At 59.9% G+C, this 20,559-nt stretch carries 17 protein-coding genes; 12 read left to right on the top strand and 5 right to left on the bottom strand.

Annotated elements, in window-relative coordinates; all coding sequences use genetic code 11:
- Positions 1 to 69: 69 nt before the first annotated feature.
- The gene (locus CKW17_RS05105) at positions 70 to 1,173 is read right to left on the bottom strand and encodes a GlxA family transcriptional regulator (RefSeq protein WP_256586191.1); all 1,104 of its coding nucleotides are present in this window, start codon (positions 1,171 to 1,173) and stop codon (positions 70 to 72) included.
- Positions 1,174 to 1,220: 47 nt separating this feature from the next.
- Here CKW17_RS05105 and CKW17_RS05100 point away from each other — a divergent pair, with 47 nt between their 5' ends.
- The 5 genes from CKW17_RS05100 (at position 1,221) to CKW17_RS05080 (ending at position 6,690) form a co-directional block, all read left to right on the top strand.
- Positions 1,221 to 2,204, top strand: coding sequence for an ABC transporter substrate-binding protein (locus CKW17_RS05100; RefSeq protein ID WP_095118988.1), 984 nt, complete (start codon positions 1,221 to 1,223; stop codon positions 2,202 to 2,204).
- 60 nt (positions 2,205 to 2,264) lie between these two features.
- Positions 2,265 to 3,383: an aryl-sulfate sulfotransferase gene (locus tag CKW17_RS05095; protein ID WP_095118987.1), complete on the top strand. Its 1,119-nt coding sequence runs from the start codon at positions 2,265 to 2,267 to the stop codon at positions 3,381 to 3,383.
- Between the two features lie 78 nt (positions 3,384 to 3,461).
- Positions 3,462 to 4,751: an FAD-binding oxidoreductase gene (locus CKW17_RS05090; protein WP_095118986.1), complete on the top strand. Its 1,290-nt coding sequence runs from the start codon at positions 3,462 to 3,464 to the stop codon at positions 4,749 to 4,751.
- 13 nt (positions 4,752 to 4,764) lie between these two features.
- Positions 4,765 to 5,322: a helix-turn-helix domain-containing protein gene (locus CKW17_RS05085; protein WP_095118985.1), complete on the top strand. Its 558-nt coding sequence runs from the start codon at positions 4,765 to 4,767 to the stop codon at positions 5,320 to 5,322.
- A 21-nt stretch (positions 5,323 to 5,343) separates the two neighbouring features.
- Positions 5,344 to 6,690: a glutamine synthetase family protein gene (locus tag CKW17_RS05080; RefSeq protein ID WP_095118984.1), complete on the top strand. Its 1,347-nt coding sequence runs from the start codon at positions 5,344 to 5,346 to the stop codon at positions 6,688 to 6,690.
- A gap of 11 nt (positions 6,691 to 6,701) precedes the next feature.
- Here the strand turns inward: CKW17_RS05080 and CKW17_RS05075 are convergent, their stop codons facing one another.
- The 3 genes from CKW17_RS05075 to CKW17_RS05065 all read right to left on the bottom strand — a co-directional run bounded on the left by CKW17_RS05075 (position 6,702) and on the right by CKW17_RS05065 (position 8,890).
- Positions 6,702 to 7,619 carry an AraC family transcriptional regulator gene (locus tag CKW17_RS05075; RefSeq protein WP_095119042.1) on the bottom strand — a complete coding sequence of 306 codons (918 nt, stop codon included), beginning with the start codon at positions 7,617 to 7,619 and terminating at the stop codon, positions 6,702 to 6,704.
- Positions 7,620 to 7,700: 81 nt separating this feature from the next.
- Complete coding sequence (locus CKW17_RS05070; protein WP_095118983.1) at positions 7,701 to 7,958, bottom strand: Atu4866 domain-containing protein; 258 nt, start codon at positions 7,956 to 7,958, stop codon at positions 7,701 to 7,703.
- Between the two features lie 167 nt (positions 7,959 to 8,125).
- Positions 8,126 to 8,890, bottom strand: coding sequence for an SDR family NAD(P)-dependent oxidoreductase (locus CKW17_RS05065; RefSeq protein WP_095118982.1), 765 nt, complete (start codon positions 8,888 to 8,890; stop codon positions 8,126 to 8,128).
- Positions 8,891 to 9,109: 219 nt separating this feature from the next.
- Between CKW17_RS05065 and CKW17_RS05060 the strand changes: the two genes are divergently transcribed.
- The 7 genes from CKW17_RS05060 (at position 9,110) to CKW17_RS05030 (ending at position 19,859) form a co-directional block, all read left to right on the top strand.
- Positions 9,110 to 10,054 carry an AraC family transcriptional regulator gene (locus CKW17_RS05060; protein WP_095118981.1) on the top strand — a complete coding sequence of 315 codons (945 nt, stop codon included), beginning with the start codon at positions 9,110 to 9,112 and terminating at the stop codon, positions 10,052 to 10,054.
- A 180-nt stretch (positions 10,055 to 10,234) separates the two neighbouring features.
- Entirely contained in the window at positions 10,235 to 10,969 is a 735-nt protein-coding gene (locus CKW17_RS05055; RefSeq protein WP_095118980.1) for an SDR family oxidoreductase, read from the top strand.
- Positions 10,970 to 11,320: 351 nt separating this feature from the next.
- Positions 11,321 to 12,895, top strand: a complete 1,575-nt coding sequence (locus tag CKW17_RS05050; protein ID WP_095118979.1) for a phospholipase D family protein — start codon at positions 11,321 to 11,323, stop codon at positions 12,893 to 12,895.
- Positions 12,896 to 12,927: 32 nt separating this feature from the next.
- The gene (locus tag CKW17_RS05045) at positions 12,928 to 13,377 is read left to right on the top strand and encodes a DUF5329 domain-containing protein (RefSeq protein ID WP_176470032.1); all 450 of its coding nucleotides are present in this window, start codon (positions 12,928 to 12,930) and stop codon (positions 13,375 to 13,377) included.
- Positions 13,378 to 13,627: 250 nt separating this feature from the next.
- Complete coding sequence (locus CKW17_RS05040; RefSeq protein ID WP_095118978.1) at positions 13,628 to 14,785, top strand: two-component system response regulator; 1,158 nt, start codon at positions 13,628 to 13,630, stop codon at positions 14,783 to 14,785.
- A gap of 43 nt (positions 14,786 to 14,828) precedes the next feature.
- The gene (locus CKW17_RS05035) at positions 14,829 to 19,208 is read left to right on the top strand and encodes a response regulator (protein WP_095118977.1); all 4,380 of its coding nucleotides are present in this window, start codon (positions 14,829 to 14,831) and stop codon (positions 19,206 to 19,208) included.
- 258 nt (positions 19,209 to 19,466) lie between these two features.
- Entirely contained in the window at positions 19,467 to 19,859 is a 393-nt protein-coding gene (locus CKW17_RS05030; protein ID WP_224796889.1) for a hypothetical protein, read from the top strand.
- 259 nt (positions 19,860 to 20,118) lie between these two features.
- On the opposite strand, the gene alaE is transcribed toward CKW17_RS05030, so the two are convergent.
- Positions 20,119 to 20,538, bottom strand: coding sequence for an L-alanine exporter AlaE (gene alaE / locus CKW17_RS05025; RefSeq protein WP_256586190.1), 420 nt, complete (start codon positions 20,536 to 20,538; stop codon positions 20,119 to 20,121).
- Positions 20,539 to 20,559 lie beyond the last annotated feature (21 nt).

The raw sequence follows: 20,559 nt of genomic DNA, 5'->3' as shown, positions 1-20,559 counted from the left end.
GAACACTTGTAGGCGTCTATCTGGAACATTGTCGGCGCTACGCGCTACAGCATTGATCCACGGAGCGAGTCATTGGGCCAGCCCGGCGAGTGCAATGCCCAATGGCTGCGTCGCTCCCGTCGCAGCGGCTTTCATTTCACTGCGGTAGCCGTGGGGACTGATGCCCAAATGCTTCTGGAAGGCCCGGCGCATACGTTCCTCGCGGCCAAATCCCGCCGTTTCGGCAATGCGCTTGATCGGCTCGCGGGTGGTCTTGAGTAATCGAGTCGCCGTCTCCAGACGCAGGTTCTCCACCGCTTGCGCCGGGGTTTCTCCGGTGGCAACGACATAGGCGCGGGCAAAATGGCGCGGGCTCATGCCGAACTGTTCGGCCAGCCGCTCGACGCGCAAGTCTCCGTTCAGGTTCGCCGCGATCCAGGCGTGCAGCCGCGCCAGACGCGCGTCCGGGTCGGTGCGCAGGGCCTTGGATTGAGCATTGAGCGAGGCACTGAGCTGCGGCTGTTCGGCATCACGCCACATGAACACCGTGAAGTACCGCGCCAGGGCCAGCGCCGCGTCGGCACCGAGGTCTTGTTCAACCAGACCAAGGGCCAGATCGATACCAGCGGTGGCGCCGCCGCAGGTCCAGAGGTTGCCATCGTGCAGATACAGCGCATCGGTCTGGCAGCGTACCGCTGGGTAGCGCGCCTGCAGTTCGGCAGCGAATTTCCAGTGCGTCACCACTTCGCGGCCATCGAGCAGGCCCGCTGCGGCCAAGGCAAACGAACCCGTACCAATTGAGCACAGCCGCCGGATGTCAACCGAGCGGCGGCGTAGCCAAGCGCAAGCTGCTTCGTCAGCTTCAAGCGCGGCCATGCCCGGTCCTCCGGCGATGATCAGCGTGTCGATCACCGGGGCCATGGCATCGATCTGTTCCAGCGAACAGGTGGTCACGCTGATGCCGGAAATGGACATCACCTGACCGCCGCGCGGCGATGCCATCAGCAAGCGGTACGGCGGACTTGCGCTGTAGGGCGCACCCAGCACGCGCGGTATAGCTGCAAACACCTCAAGCGGGCCGGCCGCATTGAGCAACAGCAAGTCGTCGAACGCCAACACCACGACAGTGCGAGCAGGCAGCGGCGCGGCGTCCGTCATGGCAGCAAAGGAGGGGTGTTTGGCATGGAGCGACACGGCGGGCCTCGACATACTGAAATCAATGCACAAATGAGCGCACGACAATGCCGGTAAAACTTCCTGCTGCCAAGCGTCTGCTGGCACACCCTGTAAAAGCGCTGCTGTGCGGCGTTGCGTTGCTGCTCAGCCAACCGCTGTCGGCCACTGCCGAACCGTTGAAACTGGGCGATCAAAGCGGTTTGACCCAGGCATTGCTCCACGCCGCCGGTGAAGATCAACACCTTGCCTATGCGCTGTCCTGGCACCCGTTTCTCGCCGGAACCACGATGCTAGAAGCCTTGAGCGCCGGAGCGATCGATGCCGGTGTCGTGGGTAATGCGCCGCCGGTGTTCGCGCAGGCCGGTGGCTTCGACATCCGCATCATCGGCGTCGCGAGCGGTGCGCAAAACAACAATGCGCTGCTGGTTCCCGCAGGCTCCGGCGTTCAGCAGGTCGCCGATCTGAAAGGTCAGCGGGTGGCCGTGGCCAAGGGCAGCAGCGGGCATTATTTGTTGTTGGCCGCGCTACATAAAGCAGGCCTCACGCCTCGGGATGTGAACATCGCTTACGTCAGTCCGGTGGACGCACAGAATGCGTTTGCCAGCGGCAAGCTCGATGCCTGGGCGGTGTGGTATCCCTTCGTCGGCCAGGCGACATCGCGCGGTGCACGGGTTCTGGTCGATGGCAGCGCCTGGCCGGAAACCGGGCTGAATTTCACCGTCGCCAGTCTGCAGGCACTCAATGATCCGCAGCGGACAGGACCGTTGGGCGATCTGCTCGCCAGGCTGGCCCGCGCCCAAGCCTGGGCCACGGCACACCCTGAAGAATGGGCCGAAGTTTTCGCGCAAACCACCCGACTTCCCGTCGCGCTGGTGCAAGAAATGCTCGCGCATCAAGCTCTTCGCTATGTGCCGATCGAATCCTCGGTCATCGCCTCGCAACAGCATCTGGCCGACCTGTTTGCCGCTGAACGGCTGATTCCACGACCGCTGCAGGTCGGGCAGATCTTCGACGATCGCTTCAACCCTTTACTGCCAAGCCACCCATAACCCTTCAGTTCACCTTGCCGCGTTGCTCGCGGCGGGGGCTCACTCGCCCGGAGAAAAGCCATGCCCAACCTTGAAACCACCACACTCAAGCGCCGCAAAAACGGCCTGATCGCTGTTGATCACGCCCGCAGTGCTGGCGGCTACACGCTGTTCGCGCCACAAACGGCGGATGGCAATGTGTTTCTGATCGATCTCGATGGCGAGGTCGTCCACCGCTGGAAACTACCCCAGCGCCCCGGCCGCGACGCGGTGATCCTGCGCAACGGCAACCTCGGCTACAACGGCAACCATCCTGATTCACCGGATCTGTTTCCGGGCTGGTCGGTGTGGCATGGCGGCGCGTTCAGCGAAGTGACACCGGAAGGCGAAGTGGTCTGGGAGCACGCCGATCTGCTTCACCACCATGACGCGCAATGGCTGGACAACGGCAATCTGCTTTACACCACGGCCGAGCCATTGAGCGCCGAGCTGGCCCGGCGCGTGGTCGGCGGTATTCCCGGCAGCGAGGCACCGGGCGGGGTGATTTATGCCGATGTGGTCAAGGAAGTCGATCGTCAGGGCAATGTGGTATGGGAATGGCGCAGTTGGGAATATCTGCGACCTGAAGACTATCCGCTGCACGAATGCTTCGAACGCCATCACTGGCCAATGACCAACGCGGTCACGCCGGGTCGCGACGGTAAAGTGATCCTCAGCCTGCGCAGTGTTTCTTCGGTGATTGCCGTGCAGCGTGGCAGTGGTGAAGTACTGTGGCGATTGGGTCAAGATCTGGTCGCGCAGCAGCACTGCCCGAGTGAGCTGGAAAACGGCAACGTGCTGGTGTTCGACAACGGCATCTTCCGCCCGCACGTGAGCATGCCGCACTCGCGCATTCTCGAAATCAACCCGTCGACACAACGCATCGAATGGCAATACGCGGACACCCCGGGGTATGCGTTTTTCACCCCGTTCATGGGCGGCGCGCAGCGTTTGCACAACGGCAATACGCTGATCACCGAGGCCAACTTCGGCCGCTTGTTCGAAGTCACTCCGACTGGCGAAGTGGTCTGGGAGTACGTCAATCCGCACTTCGCCACGTATCCCGATGCGGCCTCGCGACGTTATTTGCCGGGCGAAAACAACGCCATATTCCGTGCCCACCGTTATCAGCGCACAGACCTGCCATGGCTGCGTGACTGAGCACCTTGGCTTGCCGGTGTGAAATTATTTCTGTAGATTTTCATGAAATTATAAAAAGATAATTTCATGAGGTCGCGAATGTTTCAGCAATCCAGCCAGCACGTCGACAGCTATTACGCTCACAGTTGCGCCGATATTCTGCGTGATCGGCCAGCGCTGGAAGGTGAACATGACACCGACGTGGTGATCATCGGCGCCGGTTTCAGTGGTCTGCACACGGCGCTGCGTCTGGCCTTGGCGGGAAAACGCGTGGTGGTGCTGGAAGCCAGTCGCGTGGCGTGGGCCGCGTCGGGGCGTAATGGCGGGCAGGCGATTCTCGGCTGGTCGTGCGACATGCCGCCGCTGGAAGCTGCGCTCGGTCATGAGCGGGCCAAACGCTTGTGGGACGGTATGCGCTGGGCTGCTGGGGAATTGCGTGAATTGCCGGCTCGTCACGGCTTCGACATCGATTATCGCCCCGGGCACCTGTGGACATCGGTAATGCCTCGGCGGGTCAGTCTGCTCAGCGAATGGCAATACGAGGCGAGCCACAAGTGGGGCCACGATGGGTTGCAGTTCATTCCTCGTGAACAACTGCCGGAATGGGTGGCCACCGAGCGCTATCAGGCCGGGCTTTACGACCCTGAGGGCGCGCACCTCAATCCACTGAAACTGGCGCTGGGCCTGGCGGATGCCATCGAGCGAGCCGGCGGGCGTATCCATGAACAAAGCAAAGCGTTGAGTTATCAGGAGCAGGGCGGTGGTTTCCGGGTCAACACCGAGCGCGGTTCGGTGCGCGCCGATGTACTGGTGCTGGCGTGCAACGCCTATCTCGATGAACTCGACCCGCACCTGTCCAGCTGCATTCTGCCGGTGGGCACTTATCAGGTCGCCACCGCACCGCTGGCGCCCGAGCAGGCCACGGCGCTGTTGCCGCGCAACGTGTGCGTGACCGACAACCAGTTCGTCCTCGATTACTTCAGACGCACGCCGGACAACCGTTTGTTGTTCGGTGGCGGCTGCACCTATCTCGGTGGCATGCCCAAGGACATTGCGGCAGCGACCCGGCCATTTCTCGAGCGGGTGTTCCCGCAGCTCAAGGGCGTTGGCATCGATTTCGCCTGGGGCGGGCACATCGATCTGACGATCAAGCGCACGCCGGACGTTGGCGGCGAGGGCAACCGTTATTGGCTGCAAGGCTACTCGGGCCACGGCGTTCTGCCGACATTGGCCGCTGCGCGCGCAGTGTCCGATGCGATTCTCGGCGAGGCGGATGAACTGGCGTTGTATCAGGGCTTGAGCAATGGCCGTTTCCCCGGCGGCAAGCACTTCGCGGCACCGCTGGAAGCTATCGGCAAAGCCTGGTATCGACTGCGCGACAGCATTTGATGAGATTTTGACGATGAACAAGCAAGAAGAAATCGCCGCACTGGCGATCCTTATCCACGACCTGCGCAAGCACAAGAAATGGACGTTGAAAGAACTGGCCGACAAGATCGGCCGTTCGGTGGGTTTTCTCTCGCAGGTCGAGCGAGGCTTGTCGCGGCCCACCGTGGCGGACCTGACCGCAATCAGCGAAACCTTCGGCGTACCAACCACCTACTTCTACAGCCTGCCCAAGCCCAAGGAGCTGCCGTGGGTGACGCGCCCGGACGAGCGTCGCACGCTGTATTACGCCAACGGCATCACCGACATTCTGGTGTCGCCGCAAATGCGCGCCTCGTTCTCGATGCTCGAAAGCCATCTGGAAGCCGGCGCGAGCAGCGGCGACCGTCATCTGACCGACAGCTCGGAGCAGGGCGGTTATGTCCTCGAAGGCGAGCTGACCTTATGGCTGGGCGACGACGAAGAACCGACCACGCTGAAGGCTGGTGACAGCTTTCAGTTCGACAGCCATACCCGCTGCCGCTACGGCAACCTCACCGAGCAGCTGACCCGCGTGCTCTGGGTCTACACCTGATCACAAAAAAGGATGAACACGATGGACGCTGTCTGCGCTGACCTGCTCGCCGAAGTGCGTGCCTTTCGCCAACGCTACCCCGAGGTGCGTTATGTCGACCTGATTTGCCTGGATATTCCCGGGCACTTTTACGGCAAACGTTATCCGGTCGACATGCTCGAAAAAGTCGCGGCCGGCAGCGTACTGAAGCTGCCGCAGAATTGCGTGCTGTTGGGCGTGCAGGGTGGTTTGTTTCCTATCGGCGATTACTGCTTCAACGACGGCGACCCGGATGCCGTGCGCCGTCTGGTGCCGGGCACACTGAAACCGGTGACATGGGAAGCGCAGCCGTTGGGGCAGATGCTGATCACGTCGGACGGCACCGAAAAACCGATCGAGTTCGAGCCGCGTGAAGTCCTCGCGCAGGTGCTTAAGCGTCTGGCGCGCAAAGGCATTCACCCGGTGGTGGCGTTCGAGCTGGAGTTTTATCTGTTCGACAAAAAGCTGCGCGATGGCTTGCCGCAATTCCCCCGCGACGACCTGACTGACGACGCCGATGATCAACCGAACCTGCACATCGAACGCCTCTCACGCTTCGCGCCTGTGCTGGATGAAATGGTCGAAGCCACCCGGGCGCAGGGCATCGACGCCACGGTGATTACCGCTGAACTCGGCCCCGGCCAGTTTGAAATCAACTTCGGCCATCTCGACGATGGCTTGCGAGCCGCCGACTGGGCAGCGTTGTTCTGTCGCAGCACGCGCGGTGTTGCGCTTAAACACGGCTATCGCGCCAGTTTTATGGCCAAGCCGTACTTGCAGCATCCGGGCAGTGGCATGCATGTGCATGTCAGCCTCTACGATTCGACGGGCAATAATCTGCTGGCCGCGAATGAGCAGCAGCCGCTGCGCCATGCGGTCGCCGGGTGCCTGGAATTGCTGCCGCACAGCATGCCGATCTTTGCGCCGAACCAGAACGCGATGCGCCGTTTGGGCGGCACGGTGAACACCGCAACCAAGGCGAGTTGGGGTTTTGAAGACCGCGATGCGTGCTTGCGGATTCCGGAGTCGGACGTGAAGAACCTGCGGGTTGAATATCGCTTGGCGGGCGCGGATGCCAATCCGTATCTGGTGCTGGCGGCGATTCTGGTGGGGCTGGAATATGGGCTGGAATCGGCCAAAGAGCCGATTGCACCGCTGAATGAAGACCGCAGCAGCGGGATTGATTTTCCAAAGGAAATGTTCGAGGCCGTGCGCGCGATGCAGCATCAGCCGCAATTGCGTGATGGGCTGGGCGCAGAGTTTGTCGATGTGTATTGCGAGAATAAACGCCAGGATCATTTGGCGTTTATGCAGGAGATCAGTGCGCGAGAATATCGCTGGTATTTGTGAAGGGCGCCGGCTCACGCAGGGCGCCGAATCCGGCTGGCGTCTCTGGAGGGCGGGCACCCGAACTGGCGGCTGTACTCTCGGCTGAATTGCGATGGGCTTTCGTAGCCCACTCGATAACAGGCACTCGCCACATCCAGTCCTTCACCCAGCATCAGACGGCGGGCTTCCTGCAGACGAAGTTGCTTTTGGTACTGCAGCGGACTCATCGCGGTCACGGCCTTGAAGCGATGATGCAAAGTAGAGCTGCCCAGATTGGCGACCCGGGCAAGCTCTTCGATGCGCAAGGGTTGGGTGTAATGGTTGTTCAACCAGTCGATTGCCCGCGTGACGCGTCGTGTTTGCGAATCACCCAGGGCCAGCTCGTACAACCGCCGTCCGTGCACGCCTCGCAGGAGGCGGTAGTACAACTCTCGAAGAGCGAGCGGCGCCAGCATGCCGATGTCTTTCGGCGTTTCCAGCAGCCGTACCAGGCGCAGCATGGTTTCCAGCAGGGGCACATCGACTTTCTCAAGAAAAAGACCCAGCTCCGGTTCGTCGGGGACACCCGTTGCAGGCGCATCGGCGATGACCTGGGCGATATCCGTGGCCTCGAAATCAAAACGGATGCAAAGGTAGGGCGCATCCGGGCTGGCCACCAGCACGCGCCCGGCAACCGGAAGCGTCACCGAGACCACCAGGTAACTCAGCGGGTCGTACAGGTAATGGTCATCACCCAGGCCGACTTCTTTTTGTCCTTGCACGATCAGGCAAAGTGCCGGCTTGTGCACCGTATGGATAAGCTCCGAAGGCGTGTCAAAGCGGATGACATGCAGGGGCGCAATGGCGGTCTCATAGATCCCGGGCGAGGTAAAGCGTAGCGTCAGCAGGCGAACCAGTTCGTCGCGATAGATGGCCGTGTTTTGCAGGATGAAAGCATCGCTCTGTTCCATTTCAAGGCTCTCACAAGTGTTCATGAGCGTCTGCCCGGAACTGTCCAGGCAGACGATATTCATCCGACATAATCAAAGTGCTCATTGCCGATAGAGGATCATGCCGGCGTGATACAGCACGTCGTCATGAAAATGCCCGTCAGCGGTGAAGCCGGTGTCGTCCCAGTACCGAATGTAGTCACCGACGATTTCGTAGCGGCCTTGCCAGGCGCTGTTATTTTTACCACGGGCCTCGTCGTAACGCCCAGTGGTCAGAAGCTTGTGACGGATGAAGCCATCAGCGGTGACCCACATGCCTGCGTAACGATGATCAGGTTTGGCTTGTGTGGCATTTTTCATCTGCTTTTCTCCTCAGTCCTCATTGAATCCGAGCGGCCTGCCTTGGCCTGTGCTGCATCCGTTGCGTGCTTTCAGATTACGTAGCCGAGCGCGGCGGTGTCAGGACAAAACTGCCGCAGATTTGCCTGATCCTCTCGGGCTTGCCGGCGGTTCCTCCGGGCAGTGGCTCACCCGGCTGTGACAGTCATACCGCCGTCGGCCATGACCACTGAACCCACCATGAAGCTGGCACGATCCGAGGCGATGAACGCGACCACTTCGGCGATTTCTTCCGGTTGTGCCGCGCGGCCTATTGGCGCGGCTTCGCCATGTTGGGCAAGAAATGCAGGGCCATCGTCGACCACATGGTTGAGGATGTTGGTCACCACATCCCCGACGCCGACCGCATTAACGCGGATGCCGTGGCCAATGACCTCAAGCGCCAGAGTGCGCGTCAGTTGCGCCAGTGCGCCTTTGGAAGCGGTGTAGGCGGCAATGGTGGGAAAGGCGAAGTAGGAGGCGTAGGACGCGATGTTGACGATCGATCCGGATTTATTGGGCATCATCGCTCTGACCGCTTCGCGGCTGTGCAGGAATGCCGCCGTGGCATTGACCGCCTGAATGCGTTCCCAGTCCTCGCGAGTCATGTCGATGACCAGCTTGTTGATGATGATGCCGGCGTTATTGACCAGGATGTCCAGCCGGCCAAATTGCTCGACGGCCAACGCGACCGCACGCTCGGCGGCACCGTCCTGAGTGATGTCGGCCACCAGTGGTACCAGACCAGGGCGGGCCAGCGCTGCCACCTCGGGGTTTATGTCTTCGGCAATCACTTTGGCGCCGCGGTCATGCAGCAACAGTGCGATGGCTTTGCCAATACCGCTGGCCGCGCCAGTGACCAGGGCGACTTTACCTGCCACTTCGTTCGGGGTGCTGTTGTTGATAGCGGTCATGATGTTCTCCAGCGTTGTGATCCAGTAGGGGGATAAGCCGTGTCTTTCAATGGCGACGGGCCTACTGTCTCGCAGCGCGGCGAAGTCGGCTTTCGCGGGATTGCCCACGCTGTCGGGGTTTTGCGCCGAATGTAAATGAAGGTGGTTCGGTGCTCGGTTCAGCCAGCGGAAAAAGCCCGATATCATCGATACGGCATCCCTTATGAAAAGGACCTGTTCATGGCAACTAACGGGCGAACGTCCCAGGCGCCACTGTCGACATCCCGCCAGGACTTGCGCATCACTGGGGAGTCGATGCGTGAGTATCTGCCAGGCGATGCGCAGACGTTTCCACCGCGCCTGGAAATCAAGGACGTTGTGATTCAGCTGTTCACCCATCGCAGCGTCATCGAGCCCATTCTCGTGCCTGCGGTGGTGGAACCGCTGCTCGTGTTGGTACTGGCGGGGGCGGCGAGGGTGGAGGAACGTATGCCGGGTGGGGAATGGGAGGCGGCAGAAGTCAGTGCCGGCGATTTTTTCCTCACCAGTTCTGATGAACCCTATGAAATGCGCTGGCAGACGTTTGGAGGCGATACCTTCGAAGTCATGCATCTTTATTTGGGGTTGCCGCTGATCGAGCAAGCGTCACGGGAGCTGTTGGGTGAGCATGCCGGGGCTGCTCGATTTCGCGATGTTTCCGGTGCACGGGACGCGCGGGTCGCGTATGTCATGGAGCAGCTGCGCACCGAACTGGTCGTGGAGCGCTCGCCCAGTGCGCTGTTCGTTCGGTCTCTGGCACAGGCGCTGGCCGTACATCTGCTGCGCAGCTATCTCGCTGAAAACCAGGCCGGACGTCGAGTCAACGCCTTGCAAGCCTACAAGCTGCGCAAAGTCACTGATGCCATGAGTGCGGATCTGGCCGCTGAGTTCAGCCTGGCAAAGTTGGCCAGATTGGCCGAACTGAGCGAGTACCACTTCAGCCGCCTGTTCAAGCGTGCGACGGGACTGTCGCCTTCGCAGTACTTCATTCGCTTGCGCATGGTTCGTGCACGGCACTTGTTGCTGGAGACCCGGCTTAGCGTTATCGACGTCGGGCTGGAGGTCGGCTACTCCAGCCCCAGTCACTTCTCTCAGGTATTTCGTCGCGAGGTGGGCGTAACACCCAGCGATTTCCGTGGTGCTTGAGTGCCGGTCCGCCACAAAATTTGCGGGTGATGCACACAGACACGAATAGGCAAAAGTTGCGCAGGTTTTGGCACGCGCCGAGCAGGCCAGTGCCCTTAATCTTTCGACGTACCCCGCAGCAACGCCCGCGTATTCGGCGGTCGCTGCTGAACTTCAATGCAGAGAGCAGGAGCTACGGATATGTCGAACATTCAAAACAAAGTCGTCCTGATCACCGGTGCAAGCAGTGGTATTGGCGAAGCGGCGGCCAGATTGATCGCCGCCAAAGGTGCCCATGTGGTACTCGGCGCCCGCCGTACCGAGCGTCTGGACAAACTGGTCAGCGAGATCCACGCCGAAGGTGGCTCGGCAAGCGCCTGCGCACTGGACGTGACGGATCTGCAATCCATGCACGCCTTCGTGACATTCGCCAAGGCGCAACATGGCAAGGTCGACGTGATCATCAACAACGCCGGCGTGATGCCCCTGTCTCCTTTGACTTCGCTGAAGGTCAACGAGTGGAACCAGATGCTCGATGTCAACGTCCGTGGCGTGCTGCACGGTATTGCCGCTGTCTTGCCGGACATGGAGACGCAAGGTTTCGGTCAGGTCATCAATATCTCGTCGATTGGCGGCCTCGCGGTATCTCCGACGGCCGCGGTGTACTGCGCGACCAAATTTGCGGTCAGGGCGATCTCGGATGGCCTGCGTCAGGAAACGGACAAGATCCGCGTGACAGTGGTGTGCCCGGGGGTCGTCGAGTCCGAACTGGCCGATACCATTTCCGATGAAGTAGCCCGCGAGGAAATGAAAGCCTTTCGGTGTGTGGCGCTCAACGCCGACGCTATTGCTCGAGCGCTGGTCTATGCCATCGATCAGCCCGACGATGTGGATGTGAGTGAGATTGTGGTGCGTCCGACGGCCAGTCCGCACTGATTAGTCCTGACAGCAGGGTGCGCTTGGGTTCGGAGGCAGTCGTTCATGGACGGCTGCCTTTGCGGCCTGGGGTTCTGAATCGCAAACGCCGCTGAATATAAGCGCCGTTACGAAAATGAGTTGCGGTGTCATTTTCATAAGCTTTGGCAGTTGGTGTTTTTCTCACCGACGGCTGTCGGCAATGTCCTTGCCCTGCGACCGCGGTTGTCAGCGGATGAACTACGCTCCAGAAACAACCCCGCAGATCGAAGAAACAGTGCGCAAGGTCGAGACGACCAAAATGATGGAGGGAACCAACAGGCCGCTCTTCGGGATCCGGCATCCCTGATTGTCACCATCGGAGTACGCTCCGTGAAAATCCGACAGCCGCTGTTTATGCTCGCCTTGCTCTTTACCGGTTGTACGACCGTCAATGTTCCTCACGAACCCAGTCAGGCCTTGCCAGCGAACGGTTCAGCGTTCGGTCGTTCTATCCAGGCCCAGGCCGCTCCTCATCAGGGCCGATCGGGCTTTCGCTTGTTATCCGAGAGTGCCGAGGCGTTCTCGGCCCGCGCCGAGCTGATTCGCAACGCGCAAAGCAGCCTCGACTTGCAGTACTACATCGTTCACGACGGCATCAGCACACGAATACTGATGAGCGAACTGCTGAACGCAGCCGACCGTGGCGTGCGCGTGAGGATTTTGCTTGATGACACCACCAGCGATGACCTCGACCGGATTATCGCGACGCTGGCTGCGCACCCATTGATTCAGGTTCGCGTGTTCAACCCGCTGCACTTGGGCCGCAGCACCGTCGTGACGCGGACGATGGGCCGGCTATTCGACCTGTCGCAGCAACATCGACGCATGCACAACAAACTGTGGGTGGTGGACAACTGCGTGGCCATCGTCGGTGGACGCAATCTGGGCGACGAGTATTTTGATGCGCAGCCCGACAAGAACTTCAGAGACATCGACATGCTCAGCGTTGGTCCGGTTGCCGAGCATCTGGGGCACAGTTTTGACCAGTATTGGAACAGTGCGCTGAGCAAGCCAATCGAGCAGTTTCTCTCGATCAGACCGTCGCTCACGGACCTGAAAAACAGCCGCACCCGGCTGGATGAATCCCTGGAGGAAACGCGCAAGCAGAATCATGCGCTTTACCAGCAACTGATGACCTACACCACGCATCCACGCCTGCATGTCTGGCGTCAGGAGCTGATCTGGGCCTGGAACACAGCGATGTGGGATGCCCCGAGCAAGGTCTTGGCGAAGGGCGAACCCGCCCCGCACTTGCTATTGGCCACTCAGTTGGCGCCTGAACTCAACGGGGTCAGCAAGGAGCTGATCATGGTGTCAGCCTACATGGTGCCCGGTCAGCCGGGAGTGGTGTACTTGACCGACCGTGCCGACGCTGGCGTGTCGATCAGCTTGCTGACCAACTCACTGGAGGCCACCGATGTGCCCGCCGCGCACGGTGCGTACGCCCCGTATCGGCAAACCTTGCTGGAGCATGGCGTGCAGTTGTTCGAGCTACGGCGGCAATCCGGCGCCAATGGTGACAGCGACGACAGCGGCGGCGGGCCGCGCCTGTTTCACAGCGGATCCTCCAACAGTTCCGACTCCAGCCTGCATAGCAAGGCGATGATTTTCGACCAGCAGAAAGCATTCCTCGGCTCGTTCAATTTCGACTCGCGCTCACTCTTGTGGAACACCGAAGTCGGGGTGCTGGTCGATGATCCGCAACTCGCCGGACGAGTGCGTGAACTGGCTCTGGAAGGTATGGCCCCGGCGCTCAGTTACCACACCGTGCTGGAAAACCATCAGATGGTCTGGGTCACTGAGGATGACGGTAAACAGCATACGTTGACCAAGGAGCCGGGGAGTTGGTGGCGGCACTTCAATGCGTGGCTTAGCAGCACGATCGGGTTGGAGAAGATGTTATAGAGGCTATATCCGGCTTGGGTCATCGATGAACGATGACGGCCTGGTCTCTGTTGACGGCCACAGCGTTGCTTTCACGGTCAGAAAGAGGGTGTGGCGATGAGGGGCACGGCGCGGCCTTCAGCCTGTTGCTAGTGGTTGCGGGCAGCGGCCTTATCGCCATCGTCCCGCAGGCGCTGAGTCAAACCACCCCTCAAGCTACCCAAGAGATAACGGCCTTGCTGGACTTTGTCGAACACAGCCCGTGTCAGTTTGTGCGTAACGGACTTGAATACCCGGGACCTCGCGCTCGGGCGCATCTGGAGCAAAAGCTGGCTTATCTCGAAGGCAGAAACAGGGTGAACAGCGCAGAAGATTTCATCGACCTTGCGGCCACTGAAAGCAGCATCAGTGGCCGCGCCTATGAAGTGCGCTGCCAGCAAAGCGCAGAACCGGCAAGCACCTGGTTGAAGAGGGAACTGCAGAGGCAGCGGCAACCGCATTGATCTTGGCTCCAGGCTAATTACTCTGGCTTGGTCCATAAGTTACGGGTCAATAGCGACTCCGAGCGTCTGAAACGCGAGACAGGCGCCGCCGAAACGTGATTGCCGACACAAGGGGCGAGAGGGGCTGCTATCGGCTGTGGATTCAACCAATCTCCACCTAGCGATTGCAGCTTTTCTAGCTACGCTTGCCAGCAAGAGATTGGTGCAAGCACGCCGACTCCTTAATTGTCTGGCAAGGGAGCCAACAACCATGGATAGCACTCACGGCGTTTACCCATCAGCTACCGTTCTGGTAGTCGACGATACCCCCGATAACCTGATGCTGATCGCCGAGTTGCTCAAGGACAAATATCGGGTCAAAGCCGCCAACAGCGGCGAAAAAGCCCTGCGCCTTCTACAGGCCGACCCGCTTCCCGATCTGATCCTGCTGGACATCATGATGCCGGGCCTGTCCGGTTATGACGTTGCCGAGCAGCTCAAGCTTGACGCTCGCATTCGCCATATTCCGATCATTTTCCTGACCTCGATGACCGCTACGGAGGACGAGATTCGCGGCTTGAGCCTCGGTGCTGCGGATTACATCACCAAGCCGATCATCCCGCCGGTGCTCATGGCCAGGGTCGAGACTCAGATCAAGCTCAAGGCCGTTGCCGATTTCCTGCGCAATCAGAACGATTTTCTGGAGCAGGAAGTGCAACGCCGTACCCGCGAGGTGATCGCCATCCAGGATGTCACGATCCACGCCATGGCTTCGCTGGCCGAAACCCGTGATAACGAAACCGGCAACCACATTCGCCGCACCCAGCATTACATCAAACGCCTGGCTGAACTGTTGCGCAATCACCCGCGCTTCCGCGACTTCCTCGACGAGGACACGATCAAGCTGCTCTTCAAATCGGCACCGCTGCACGATATCGGCAAGATTGGCATTCCCGATCGCATCCTGCTCAAACCGGGACGACTCACCGCCGAAGAGTTCGAAATCATGAAGACCCACACCACCTTGGGGCGCGACGCCATCCAGCACGCCGAGGATCAGTTGGGAATAAATGTCGACTTCCTTCATCTGGCCAAAGAAATTGCCTACGGCCATCAAGAAAAATGGGATGGCAGTGGCTATCCACAAGGCGTGGCCACCGATGACATCCCGATCAGCGCCCGCTTGATGGCCGTGGCGGATGTCTACGATGCGCTGATCAGTCGTCGCGTGTACAAGCCCGGCATGCCCCACGAGCAGGCGGTGAAAATCATCCGCGAAGGCCGGGGCTCGCATTTTGATCCGGACATCTGTGACGCGTTTCTGGCCAATGCCGAGCAGTTCCGCGAAATTGCCGAGCGCTTCGCCGACAGTGACCAGGACATGGCCAGGCAGGTAGCTCTGCTTGAGCAGATTGCCGACCGTCCCTGAACCTCGCGAATCCGTTTGCACATCCAGTTGAAAGAGGCCGTTTATGAACAGACTGTTCGAGATGCTCGAGCGCCTGTCCCTGCGCAGCAAATTGATCATCGGCTTCGCCGCGCTGCTGATATTGATCCTGATACTGGGCGTGCAAAGCCTGCGCACCCAGTATTCGCTCAGAAATGAAATGCAGCAGTTGTACCAACAGGATCTGGTGGGCATCCAGCATGTGCAGGAGGTTCGGGTGCAGTTGCCGCATCTGTTGCTCGCCATGCAACGTGCAATCGCTACCAACAACGCGGACATCCGCATCAGCGCCAGAGCCCAGATGAATGTCGCCCAGGCGCGACTCCATGAAGCACTGGAGCAGGTTCGTCCAACACTGCGCCGACAGAGCAGCATCAGCAGCCTGCTGGAATTCGAACGGGTATTACAGCGTCTGCAAAAAGATGGCGATGAAGCGCTGGAGTTCGCCGGCAAGGGTTCCTTGGGGCAAGCCTTGATGTTGCTCAACAGCAAGGATTTTCTTGCGCTGGAGCAGGGCGGCGACGGGCTGCTCAACCAGATCGAGAAAAACAAGGAAACCGACATCCACGATACAGCGAAGAACCTGGCTGAATACGCAGAGCGTAGTACTGCGATCACGTACATCTTGCTGTTGGGTGGTTCGACGCTGGCCTTGTTGTTGACTTGGCTGGTGAGCTATTCCATTCGCGTGCCGCTGAACCGCGTACGCGTGGCCGTGGACGAATTGGCGTCGGGCAAGCTGGACGGCCAGATCCCGCACACCGACCTGCGCAATGAAACCGGCGACCTGGCGCGGGCCATTGCGACGCTGCAGGTGGAGGCTTGTCAACTTGAACGCCAGCGTTGGGTGAAAGCTCACGCCTCGCTCCTGCAAGTCGATCTGCAACAGGCCGAGACGCCGCAACAATTGGCCCAGGCTTTTTTCAGCCGCATCGCGCCCCGTTTGGGCATGTGCCAAGGGGCGCTTTACGTGCTCTATGAAGGCGCGTCGCGCCTGCAATTAGTCGGCGGTTATGCGCTGGACAGTGAGCACCCGTTGCCCGCCGAGCTTGAACTCGGTGAGGGGTTGCTTGGCCAGTGCGCACTGGATCGCCAACCCCGTCAGCTTGAGGATCTGCCCGAATCGTTCTGGCATGTGCGCGCGCAGTTGGGCGCAGTTGCCGCCAGCCATCTGCTGGTGCAGCCGGTGCTGCGTGGCGAGCGCCTGCTCGGGGTTGTGGAAATGGCAGGCTTTCACTCGCTGGAGGAGAACGAGGTGTTGCTCTTGCAAGAAGTCCTGCCCAGGCTGGCCGGTGCGATGGCCATTATGGAACGCAGCGAGGCAGCCCAGGCGCTGCTGCAGGAAACTCGACGCCAGGCTGACGAAATGGGCGCGCAAACCTTGCTGCTGGAACACCAGGCCAGAGAGCTGGAGGCCCAGCAGGCCGCACTGCGCGCCACCGAGGCCTGGTATCGCGGCATCATTGAGGCAGCACCGGACGGCATGCTAGTGCTGGGGGCCGACGGCCGCATCCTGATGACCAACCCGCAAATGGATACCTTGTTTGGCTACGCCCCCGGCGAGCTGATTGGCGCCAGCATCGAGCGTCTGGTACCGCAGGCTGCCCGCGAGCGCCATGTCAAGTTACGCGACGGCTTCATTGCCAGCGGCGGAACCCGGCAGATGGGCGGCGATCTTGACGATCTGAGCGGGGTACGCAAAGACGGCAGTCTGTTCTCCGTGGAAATCGGCCTTTCCCATTTGCCCCGCCTCGAGGGTCGTGGCGTCTGTGTATGTGCCTCGGTGCGTGACGTGAGTGATCGCCGGGCGATGGAAGCCCGGCTGCGAACCGCCAGCGATCGCCTGAACCTGGCACAAGAGGCCGGTGACATCGGGCTGTTCGACGTCGATCTGGTCAGCGGCACAAATTATTGGACGCCCCAGCTCGAAACCCTGTTCGGACTTGAGCCTGGCGGATTCGGTGGCACGTTGGCGCACTGGCAGGCGCTGATGCATCCCGAGGACGTGGCACGCGTCAGCAGCGCCTTCGAGAGCGCCGTCCAGAGTGGCAATGACCGCGTCGAGTTCGACTTCCGGATCGTCCGCAAAAACGATGGACGGGTGCGCACGCTCCGGTCGCTGAACCGCTTCTCACGCACGCCTGACGGTAAGCCATTGCGCGCCACCGGCATCAACATCGACGTCACCGCACTGGCAGAGGCAAGGGCTGCGGCCGAAGAAGCCACGCAGGCCAAGAGCGAGTTCCTCGCCAACATGAGTCATGAAATCCGTACGCCGATGAACGCCATCATCGGTATGAGCCACTTGGCACTGCGTACCGAACTGGACAAACGCCAGCGCAACTACATTGAAAAGGTCCACCGCTCGGCGGAGAACCTGTTGGGGATCATCAACGACATCCTCGATTTTTCCAAGATCGAGGCCGGCAGGATGAACCTCGAACAGGTGCCGTTCCGCCTGGAAGACGTCCTCGACAGCTTCGCTGCCATGATTGGCCTGAAGACCGAGGACAAGGGCCTCGAGTTGTTGTTCCAGATCCCGCCCGACTTGCCCACGGCACTGCTGGGCGATCCTCTGCGGTTGGGGCAGGTGCTGATCAACCTCGGCAACAACGCGGCCAAGTTCACCGAACACGGCGAGATCGTGGTCGGTCTGGAACAAGTGGGGGCGCACACCGACAGCGTGGAGCTGCATTTCTGGGTGCGCGACACCGGCATCGGCATGACCGTCGAGCAGTGTTCACGCCTGTTTCAGTCATTCAGTCAGGCGGACACTTCGATCACCCGCAAATATGGCGGCACCGGTTTGGGATTATCTATTTCCAAGAAACTGGTGGAGCTGATGGCCGGCCGAATCTGGGTCGAGAGCGAGCCGGGAGTCGGCTCCACGTTTCACTTCCAGGTACAACTCGGCGTACAGCAAAATGTTCTGCCGCGTCGCATGTTCAAGGCTGGCGAGTTGTTGGGCATGCGCGTGCTTGTCGTGGATGACAACACCAGTGCCCGTGAAATTCTCTCGGGCATGGCACGCAGCTTTGGTCTGGAAGTGGACGTCGCGCAGAGCGGTGGTCTGGCGCTGCGCATGTTGGCCGACGCCGAGCGCAAGGTCCTGCCTTACGATCTGGTCTTGATGGATTGGCGCATGCCCGGCATGGATGGCATGGAAACCGTGAGCAGAATGCATTCCGCCAGTCTGAGTCGCACGCCATCGGTCATCATGGTGACGGCTTTTGGCCGCGAGGAAGCCCGCGAAGAAGCCGAACGCCAGGGTATCCAGCTGCCGGTGGTACTGACCAAACCCGTCACGCCGTCATCGTTGCTCGAAGCCATCGGTGTCGTGCTGGGCAGAGATACGCACAGCGATACTCGGGCTGGCGAACGCTCACAACACAATGCCAGTACCGTCGCCAGTCTCAATGGCGCGCGGCTGCTTCTGGTCGAAGATAACGAGCTGAATCAGGAGCTGGCCAGCGAGCTGCTGGAGAGCGTCGGAATACGCTTGCGACTCGCCACGCACGGCCAGGAGGCCTTGGATATTCTCGGCGAGGATGGCGACTTCGATGGCGTGCTGATGGATTGCCAGATGCCGGTGATGGATGGCTACACGGCCACCCGGCAAATTCGCCAGCAACCGCGCTTCAGCACGCTTCCGGTGATCGCCATGACCGCCAACGCCATGGACGGTGACCGCGAGCGCGCGCTCGAATGCGGCATGAACGACCATATTTCCAAGCCACTGAATGTCGAAACCATGTTCGCGACGATGGCAAAGTGGATCAAACCAAGAACCGCTCAAGCACCGCTGAACGCAGGTTTTGCCGATGGCTTGCCAGATCATCTTGAGGGCATTGACCTGGCTGCGGGTCTCGCCACCTGCATGGGCCGGCGGGATCTCTACTTACGTCTGCTCTGCAAGTTTCGCGATACGCAGACAAACTTTGCCGAGCAATTCCAGGCCGCACGAATCGATCCGGATCCTGCTGCCGCCGGGCGGCTGGCGCACAGTTTGCGCGGCACCGCCGGCAACCTCGGCGCCAAGGCCGTGGCGCAGGCTTGCGCTTTGCTGGAACAGGCCTGCCAGAACGGCGAACCGGCTACGGTAGTGCAAGCGCTAGCGATGCAGGTCGAGCAGTGCTTGCGCCCGACCCTGGCGGCTCTGGCCGACCTTAAGGCGGACACAACGGCCTCCACGGATGGAGACCGGCTGGACGAATCGGCAATCAACGAGCAACTGAACAGGCTTGTTGTTCTGTTGGACGAAGGTGATACGGCGGCTTTGGACGTGCTGGCGGCATTGCGCAACAGGCCACTCGATCATGCGTTGACAGCCCGTCTGACACTCGTCGCGGCGCAGGTGGAACTGTTCGACTTTGATCGCGCCTTGCAGCTTCTTCAGGATAAATGAGCTGGGCGAGCAGGTAGGCCTCTCACCTTTAACGGCAGCTGGTTGGGGGCGGCATGCTGTTCTTTCTCGCATGGCGAAAAAAGCTGAAGCGTAAGCGAAATAAAACTCTGCTTCAGTCTATTGCTGCCAGCCAGTAGCGGACATTCGTGATGGGCAATTTCCGGTCGGAAGCAGATTCTTCAACCTAAGACCAACTTGCCTATCCCCTGCACGGTCACGTAGTAATATCGGCACTTCACTCGTGACATTGGTACGGAAATGCCAGCAGAAATAATGCAACAGGATGGGCTGAAGCTGACCATCACGCCGTGTAGCAGCCGGATTGGCTGTATCGTCGTTCGACTCGCGGGCACTGATCTACACGCGGAAATTACAACGGAATGGACCTCCTCTGCCGATCACCTGCCTCGACTCGACGGATTCTTCGCGTCGGTTGGGCAGCTTGAGGAAGGGGTTTCTAAAGAGTGGCTTTCTGAGAGCCAAGATTTTGCGCTTTCGGCCTGTTTAGATCCTCATTTCCCGGGTTTGGTGTTCTTGCGCGTCTACTTGGGTTCAACGTCAGATGACGACTGCGACTGGCAAATAAATGGGTCTTTGTTAGTCCTCCCCAGCCAGGTTGAGCGCTTTGCAAAAGACTTGTCCGCAATTTAACGGCGCAGTCGGAGTCAAGTCTTTGAACCGCAAATCTGCAACCTGGCGTGTTGGTCGCTAGCTTTTTTTTAGCGGAAGCTTTCGCCCAGAAGTAGACCCTCACCTTGAAACGAGTAGAAGCAAGAAGATTCGGAGTAGGAAAATGCAATGTACCTGCAACGCTAAGGGCGAACTTGTAGAGATTGGTCAGAAGAGCGGGATTAAAGGACAGATCACTTTTTTCTGAATGTGGTCTGTCCCTGAAATCTCCGCCAGCCACTCAACCCTTCAACGACATCGGTTTTTCCCCACCCGGAGGCAAGCCAAACAACCTCCGCACCCCATTGAGAAACGCCCCATAAGGTCGGCCCAGAACCAGCATCATCACCGCCACACCCAGCGTGCCGCGCACCAGACCTTCTCCCGATGCACCACTGAAGGCAATGATCGCCGCATAGATCGGCACTTGAAAACTGACCAGGGCGGTGCTGTCCCAGAGCAACCTCGACAGCCGACCCTGACCGGCGCGCGTCATCAGCCAATCGCGCCAGACACCGTAAGGTCGTGCGACGGGAATCATCAGCGCCGCGCCCAGCAGGCGCGCCTGCAGAACCTGATCCCACGTCATGCCGGCAATGAAACGTTCATTGATGATGCCGGTGGTGGTGAAAAACAGGATCAGCGCCGTGGTGTCTGCCAAGAAGGCAGTCCGACGCGTTGG

The sequence above is a fragment of the Pseudomonas sp. Irchel s3f10 genome (genome assembly GCF_900187515.1).
Lineage (GTDB): Bacteria > Pseudomonadota > Gammaproteobacteria > Pseudomonadales > Pseudomonadaceae > Aquipseudomonas > Aquipseudomonas tensinigenes.
The sequence above is the reverse complement of the archived record's forward strand: the minus strand, read 5'-3'. Positions and strand labels throughout refer to the sequence as shown.

Excerpts from the sequence above, each read along its gene's own strand:
- CKW17_RS05060 (WP_095118981.1), top strand. The coding sequence starts at position 9,110 with ATGGCAACTAACGGGCGAACGTCCCAGGCGCCACTGTCGACATCCCGC.
- CKW17_RS05075 (WP_095119042.1), bottom strand. The coding sequence starts at position 7,619 with ATGGAACAGAGCGATGCTTTCATCCTGCAAAACACGGCCATCTATCGC.
- CKW17_RS05080 (WP_095118984.1), top strand. The coding sequence starts at position 5,344 with ATGGACGCTGTCTGCGCTGACCTGCTCGCCGAAGTGCGTGCCTTTCGC.
- CKW17_RS05045 (WP_176470032.1), top strand. The coding sequence starts at position 12,928 with ATGACGGCCTGGTCTCTGTTGACGGCCACAGCGTTGCTTTCACGGTCA.
- CKW17_RS05070 (WP_095118983.1), bottom strand. The coding sequence starts at position 7,958 with ATGAAAAATGCCACACAAGCCAAACCTGATCATCGTTACGCAGGCATG.
- CKW17_RS05055 (WP_095118980.1), top strand. The coding sequence starts at position 10,235 with ATGTCGAACATTCAAAACAAAGTCGTCCTGATCACCGGTGCAAGCAGT.
- CKW17_RS05085 (WP_095118985.1), top strand. The coding sequence starts at position 4,765 with ATGAACAAGCAAGAAGAAATCGCCGCACTGGCGATCCTTATCCACGAC.
- CKW17_RS05030 (WP_224796889.1), top strand. The coding sequence starts at position 19,467 with ATGCCAGCAGAAATAATGCAACAGGATGGGCTGAAGCTGACCATCACG.
- CKW17_RS05040 (WP_095118978.1), top strand. The coding sequence starts at position 13,628 with ATGGATAGCACTCACGGCGTTTACCCATCAGCTACCGTTCTGGTAGTC.
- CKW17_RS05035 (WP_095118977.1), top strand. The coding sequence starts at position 14,829 with ATGAACAGACTGTTCGAGATGCTCGAGCGCCTGTCCCTGCGCAGCAAA.
- CKW17_RS05090 (WP_095118986.1), top strand. The coding sequence starts at position 3,462 with ATGTTTCAGCAATCCAGCCAGCACGTCGACAGCTATTACGCTCACAGT.
- CKW17_RS05095 (WP_095118987.1), top strand. The coding sequence starts at position 2,265 with ATGCCCAACCTTGAAACCACCACACTCAAGCGCCGCAAAAACGGCCTG.
- CKW17_RS05065 (WP_095118982.1), bottom strand. The coding sequence starts at position 8,890 with ATGACCGCTATCAACAACAGCACCCCGAACGAAGTGGCAGGTAAAGTC.
- CKW17_RS05100 (WP_095118988.1), top strand. The coding sequence starts at position 1,221 with ATGCCGGTAAAACTTCCTGCTGCCAAGCGTCTGCTGGCACACCCTGTA.